The organism is Mycobacterium sp. 1245852.3 (assembly GCF_001669335.1).
Taxonomy (GTDB): domain Bacteria; phylum Actinomycetota; class Actinomycetes; order Mycobacteriales; family Mycobacteriaceae; genus Mycobacterium; species Mycobacterium europaeum_A.
Window position 1 is genome coordinate 1 of record NZ_LZLL01000003.1, and the last position, 6,058, is coordinate 6,058.

6 protein-coding genes are annotated in these 6,058 nt (G+C 70.8%); 4 read left to right on the forward strand and 2 right to left on the reverse strand.

Annotated features, from left to right (window positions below):
* The 4 genes from A9W96_RS00025 to A9W96_RS00040 all read left to right on the forward strand — a co-directional run.
* Positions 1 to 643, forward strand: a 643-nt coding sequence (locus A9W96_RS00025) for a TOBE domain-containing protein (protein ID WP_197498135.1), incomplete at its 5' end; no start/stop codon positions are given.
* A 121-nt stretch (positions 644 to 764) separates the two neighbouring features.
* On the forward strand, positions 765 to 1,853 hold the full coding sequence (locus A9W96_RS00030; protein WP_067137208.1) for an alanine and proline-rich secreted protein Apa: 1,089 nt from the start codon (positions 765 to 767) through the stop codon (positions 1,851 to 1,853).
* Between the two features lie 145 nt (positions 1,854 to 1,998).
* Positions 1,999 to 2,301: a GlsB/YeaQ/YmgE family stress response membrane protein gene (locus A9W96_RS00035; protein WP_066872807.1), complete on the forward strand. Its 303-nt coding sequence runs from the start codon at positions 1,999 to 2,001 to the stop codon at positions 2,299 to 2,301.
* A 45-nt stretch (positions 2,302 to 2,346) separates the two neighbouring features.
* Positions 2,347 to 3,375 carry a zinc-binding alcohol dehydrogenase family protein gene (locus tag A9W96_RS00040; protein WP_066878194.1) on the forward strand — a complete coding sequence of 343 codons (1,029 nt, stop codon included), beginning with the start codon at positions 2,347 to 2,349 and terminating at the stop codon, positions 3,373 to 3,375.
* Between the two features lie 6 nt (positions 3,376 to 3,381).
* On the opposite strand, the gene A9W96_RS00045 is transcribed toward A9W96_RS00040, so the two are convergent.
* Positions 3,382 to 4,143 (reverse strand): CPBP family intramembrane glutamic endopeptidase, encoded by a 762-nt coding sequence (locus A9W96_RS00045; RefSeq protein ID WP_066878193.1) that lies wholly within the window; start codon positions 4,141 to 4,143, stop codon positions 3,382 to 3,384.
* Between the two features lie 81 nt (positions 4,144 to 4,224).
* Positions 4,225 to 6,058 (reverse strand): phosphoketolase (locus A9W96_RS00050; RefSeq protein ID WP_067137211.1); only part of this gene is annotated, 1,834 nt, incomplete at its 5' end.

The following is a 6,058-nucleotide window of genomic DNA, read 5'->3' on the forward strand; positions in this document are numbered from 1 at the left end:
CGCCGAACCCGACGTGTTGCTGCTCGACGAACCGCTGGCCGGGCTCGACGTCGCCGCGGCGGCCGCGATCCGGGCCGTGCTGCGCAGGGTGATCACCCGCACCGGCTGTGCGGCGGTCCTGGTCACCCACGACCTGCTGGACGTGTTCACCCTGGCCGATCGCGTCCTGGTGCTGGAGTCGGGCACAATCGCCGAAATCGGGCCGGTGCCAGACGTTCTCACCGCACCACGCAGTCATTTCGCGGCCCGGATCGCGGGCATCAACCTGGTGAACGGAACCGTCGGCCGGGACGGCTCGCTGCGCGCGGACTCCGGTGTCCGCTGGTATGCGGCCCCTGCACAGGGCGGCGAAGCCTTTTCGCCCGAGCAGCATGCGATCGCGGTGTTTTCGCCGACGGCGGTGGCCGTCTACCGCGATCGGCCGCACGGCAGCCCCCGCAACACCGTCGAGGTCACCGTCGCGGAGCTGGATGTCCGCGGCCCCGCTGTCTTGGTGCGCGGTACTCAGCAACCCGACGGCGCCCCGGGCCTGGCCGCGGAGATCACCGTCGACGCCGCTTCGGAGCTGCAGTTGGCGCCCGGCGACCGGGTGTGGTTCTCCGTCAAGGCGCACGAAGTGGCGCTGCATCCCGCCGCCCGGTGACGGCGCCGCGCGGGGCCGCGCCGCCCGACGAAGGTTGCACATTGGCAACATCGGTAAATCCGCGCAGCATTCGTCGCAATGCATCCTTGCGTCACAGCGGTAACACGGTAGGTTCGTCGCCATGGAGCAGGTGGATCCGACCTCGACCCGTCGCAAAGGATTGTGGACGACCCTGGCAATCACCACGGTGACCGGCGCCAGCGCCGTCGCCATCGCGTTGCCGGCAACCTCGAACGCCGATCCCGAGGTGCCGACCCCGGTCCCGCCAACCACGGCCACGGCTCCACCCGGCGCCCCGGCGCCCACGGTGCCGCCGGCCGCCCAGGCGCCGAACGGGCAACCGGCACCCGGCGATCCCAACGCTGCCCCGCCGCCGCCGCTCAACCCGAACGGCGCACCGCCGCCGCCCGTCGACCCGAACGCCCCGCCGCCACCGCCGGCCGATCCGAACGCCGGGCGGATCACCAACGCGGTCGGGGGATTCAGCTACGTCCTGCCCGGCGGCTGGGTGGAGTCGGACGCGTCGCACCTCGACTACGGCTCGGCGCTGCTGAGCAAGGTCACCGGCCCGCCGCCGGCGCCCGACCAGCCACCGGCCGTCGCCAATGACACCCGCATCGTGATGGGCCGCCTGGACCAAAAGCTCTACGCGAGCGCGGAAGCCAACAATGCCAAGGCCGCCGTGCGGCTGGGCTCGGACATGGGCGAGTTCTTCATGCCCTATCCCGGCACCCGGATCAACCAGGACGCCACGCCGCTCACCGGGAGCAACGGCAGCACCGGCAGCGCGTCGTATTACGAAGTGAAGTTCAGCGACGCGTCCAAGCCAAACGGCCAGATCTGGACCGGGGTCATCGGCGCGGCCAACGGCGGGACCGCCCAACGCTGGTTCGTGGTGTGGCTCGGAACCTCGAACGACCCGGTGGACCGGGGCGCGGCCAAGGCGCTCACCGAGTCGATCCAGGCGTGGACACCGCCGGCGGCACCGGCGCCGGCTCCGGGAACCCCCGCGGCGCCGGGCGCCCCGGCTGCGCCCGCACCGGCACCCGGGGCAGTGCCACCGGCCGCCCCGGCGGCGCCGGCCGCCCCTGGTGCCCCAGCGCCGGCTCCCGCGGCGCCCGGAGCACCGGCGCAGGCTCCGGGTGGGGCGCCCGCCTCCGAGGTGAGCCCGCCCCCCACGCCGACACCGCAGCAGACCCTGTCGGCCTGACAGCTCCGCCGACCGGTTCGGCCGCGACGGAAACCGACTGGTCAACCGTCTCCGATTCGGCACTCATTTCGTGACCCAAACTGGGTATACCGGAATGACGCCCAGCAAATAGCTGGGCTTTGCCAGCGATTGCAAGGAGACTTTCATGACTGTCATGGCAGCAACCGAATTTCTTGCCCGCTCCACCACTTTGACCAGCGTCGGCTGGATCGGCTACATCATCATCGGCGGTCTCGCCGGAGCGCTCGCCAGCAGGATCATCCGGGGCAGCGGGGCCGGCATCCTGATGGACATCGTCATCGGCATCGTCGGCGCCCTGATTGGTGGGTTCATCCTGAGCTTCTTCGTCAACACCGCGGGCGGCGGGATCATCTTCACCTTCTTCACCGCGCTGCTCGGCGCCGTGCTCCTGCTCTGGGTCGTCGGCTTGGTGCGACACAGGACGTAGGGCTTAACCCGTTGCGGCCGTGGTGGTTAGCGGCATGATGGATTGATGCCTCCACCGGTGACCACCACGGCAATGCGCGCCTGGCGCGTACGTCGACCCGGGCCGATGAACACCGGCCCGCTGGAGCAAGTCACCACCGAGATACCGCGCCCCGGACCGTCCGAACTGCTGGTGGCCGTGCGCGCCTGCGGCGTCTGCCGCACCGACCTGCATGTCACCGAGGGCGACCTGCCGGTGCACCGCGACCGGGTCACTCCCGGCCATGAGGTGGTCGGTGAAGTCATCGAGATGGGCGCCGAGGCCGCCGGCGAATTCCGGGTGGGGGATCGGGTCGGCATCGCCTGGTTGCGCCACACCTGCGGCGTCTGCAAATACTGTCGTCGCGGCGACGAGAACCTGTGCCCCCACTCCCGCTACACCGGTTGGGACGCCGACGGCGGCTACGCCGAATTCGCCACCGTCCCGGCGGCATTCGCGCACCCACTGCCGAGCGGCTACAGCGACAGCGAGCTGGCGCCGCTGCTGTGCGCGGGCATCATCGGCTACCGCTCGTTGTTGCGCGCCGAGCTGCCACCCGGCGGCCGCCTGGGCCTCTACGGCTTCGGCGGCAGCGCGCACATCACCGCGCAGGTGGCGTTGGCGCAAGGCGCCGAGGTGCACGTGATGACCCGCGGAGCCCCGGCGCAGGAACTGGCGTTGCAGCTCGGCGCCGCGTCGGCTCAGGGCGCGGCCGATCCGCCGCCGGTGCCGCTGGACGCCGCGATCCTGTTTGCCCCGGTGGGGGATCTGGTGCTGCCCGCGCTCGAGGCGCTGGACCGCGGCGGCACCCTGGCCATCGCCGGGATCCACCTGTCCGATATTCCGACCCTGAACTACCAGCGCCACCTGTTCCAGGAACGCCAGGTCCGATCGGTCACGTCCAACACCCGGGCCGACGCGCGGGCCTTCCTCGACTTCGCGAGCAAACACCACATCGAGGTGACGACGCCGGAATATCCGCTGGGACAGGCCGATCGGGCGCTGGCGGATCTGAGCGCCGGGCGCATCGCCGGTGCGGCGGTGCTGCTGGTGTGAACCCGGTCAGGCGGACAGGTGCCACACCAGTGCGGCCGCCAGCGCGCCAAGGCCGTTCAATGACCAGTGCAACGCGATCGGCGCGATCAGGCTGCCGCTGCGCCGGCGCAGCCAGCTGAAGACGAACCCGGCCGCCCCGGTGGCCAGCACCGCGCCGGTCACCCCCGCGGCCATGCCCACGATCCCGCCGCCGAACAGCCGGGTGAAGCCGACGTTGCTGCTGGTCAGCCCGAACGACGTCGCGACGTGCCACAGCCCGAACAACAGCGAGCCGGCCAGCGCGACGCCGCGAAAGCCCCAGGCCCGGTTGAGCGTTCCGTGCAGCACGCCGCGGAAGGCCAGTTCCTCGGGAATCACGGTCTGCAGCGGGATGATGACCATCGAGGCGATCAGCGCCCCGGAGATGGTGGCGTAGCGGTTGTTCATGAACATCGGCCGGGTGGCCGGCAGCAGGACGCCCACCGCGATCACCGCGGCCACGACGACCACGGCGGCCACCGCGTAACCGAGGCCGGGTTTCCAGTGCTCGCGGCCCAGACCCAGGTCCGCCCAGCCCAGGCCGCGCCACCGCATCAGGACCACCAGGCCGACGGCCGCGGCGGGCACGGTCGCGATGCTCGCCCACGGCGTGGTGAAGTGCGCGATCAGGTTGGTCAGCACCAGCACCGCGACGACGACGGCGATGTCGAGGTGGATCCGGAATCGGTGCGGCGCCGCCAGCGGGGACACCAGGGGCTCGATGCGGGCGGTCCCGGTGGCGTCAAGCATCCGACCAGCTTACCGGCGCCGGTCCCGCCTCGACGTTCGACGAGGTGGCCGTCACGATCCCGGTGGCGCCGAAACGCGGTGTCAGCCCTGGTCGCTCGGCGACCAGGTCCAGCCGGAGATCTTCGGGTCGTCCTCGCCGTGTTCGCGGGTGTACATCCGCGCGGCCAGCCGGGCGTCGACCATGCGCTGGCGCAGCATGGCGGCGCGACTGGCCAGCCCGTCCACCCGGTCGATCACGTCGATGACCAGGTGGAAGCGGTCCAGGTCGTTGAGCATCACCATGTCGAATGGCGTGGTCGTGGTGCCGCGCTCCTTGAAGCCGCGCACGTGCAGGTGGGCGTGGTTGGTGCGGCTATAGGTGAGCCGGTGGATCAGCCAGGGATAGCCGTGGTAGGCGAAGATCACCGGCTTGTCCCGGGTGAACAGCGCGTCGAACTCGCGGTCCGGCAGGCCATGTGGGTGCTCGGAGTCCGGCTGCAGCCGCATCAGGTCGACGATGTTGATCACCCGCACCCCCAGGTCCGGCAGCTCGCGGCGCAGGATGTCGGCGGCGGCCAGCGTCTCGAGCGTGGGGATGTCGCCCGCGCAGGCCAGCGCCACGTCGGGTTCGTCGGTGGCGGTGCTCGCCCAGTCCCAGATGCCCAGGCCGCGGGTGCAGTGCGCGATGGCTTCGTCCATGCCGAGGTAGGCCAGCGCGGGCTGCTTGCCGGCCACGATGACGTTGATGTAGTCGCGGCTGCGCAGGCAGTGGTCGGCCACCGAGAGCAGGGTGTTGCCGTCCGGCGGCAGGTAGACGCGGGTCAGCTCGGGACGTTTGTTGGCGACGAGGTCGATGAACCCCGGGTCCTGGTGGGACGCGCCGTTGTGGTCCTGGCGCCAGACGTGCGAGCTCAGCAGGTAGTTGAGCGACGCGATGGGGCGGCGCCACGGCAGTTCCCGGCTGGTGGCAAGCCATTTTGCGTGCTGGTTGAGCATCGAGTCGACGATGTGCACGAACGCCTCGTAGCAGTTGAACAGCCCGTGCCGGCCGGTCAGCAGGTAGCCCTCCAGCCAGCCCTGGCACAGGTGCTCGGAGAGCACCTCCATCACCCGGCCGTCGGGGGCGAGGTGTTCGTCGTCGGGCTCAACCTCCGAGAGCCACACCTTGTCGGTCGAGCCGTAGACGGCGTCGAGCCGATTCGACGCCGTCTCGTCGGGCCCCATCAGCCGGAACCGATCCCGGTTGCGGGCGATCACGTCGCGCAGGAACGTGCCCAGCACCCGGGTGGCCTCGTGCGTGGCGGCCGCCGGCCGCTCGACGGCCACGGCGTAGTCGCGGAAGTCCGGCAGGTCCAGGTCGTGCAGCAGCAGGCCGCCGTTGGCGTGCGGGTTGGCGCTCATCCGCCGATCGCCGGTGGGCGCTAGGGCCCGCAATTCCTCACGTAGCCTGCCGTTTTCGTCGAACAGCTGCTCGGGGGCGTAGCTGCGCAGCCACTCCTCGAGCTGGGCGCGGTGTTCGGGATTGTCGTGCGTCTCGGACAACGGCACCTGATGCGAGCGCCAGGTGCCCTCCACCTTCTTGCCGTCCACCACCTTGGGTCCGGTCCAGCCCTTGGGCGTGCGCAGCACGATCATCGGCCACACCGGCCGCCCGACCTCGCCGCCGCCGCGGGCCGCGCTCTGGATGGCCGCGATGTCGTCGAACGCGTCGTCGAGCGCCGCGGCCAGTTGCTGGTGCACGTCGGCCGGGTCGTCCCCGGCAACCGTGATCGGCCGGTAGCCGTAGCCGCGCAGCAGCGCTTCCAGCTCGTCGTGGGGGATGCGGGCCAGCACCGTCGGGTTGGCGATCTTGTAGCCGTTGAGCGCCAGGATGGGCAGCACCGCGCCGTCGGTCACCGGGTTGAGGAACTTGTTGGAGTGCCAGCTGGCGGCCAGC

Coding starts and splice junctions, on each gene's coding strand:
- A9W96_RS00030 (WP_067137208.1), top strand. CDS start 765: ATGGAGCAGGTGGATCCGACCTCGACCCGTCGCAAAGGATTGTGGACG.
- A9W96_RS00035 (WP_066872807.1), top strand. CDS start 1,999: ATGACTGTCATGGCAGCAACCGAATTTCTTGCCCGCTCCACCACTTTG.
- A9W96_RS00040 (WP_066878194.1), top strand. CDS start 2,347: ATGCCTCCACCGGTGACCACCACGGCAATGCGCGCCTGGCGCGTACGT.
- A9W96_RS00045 (WP_066878193.1), bottom strand. CDS start 4,143: ATGCTTGACGCCACCGGGACCGCCCGCATCGAGCCCCTGGTGTCCCCG.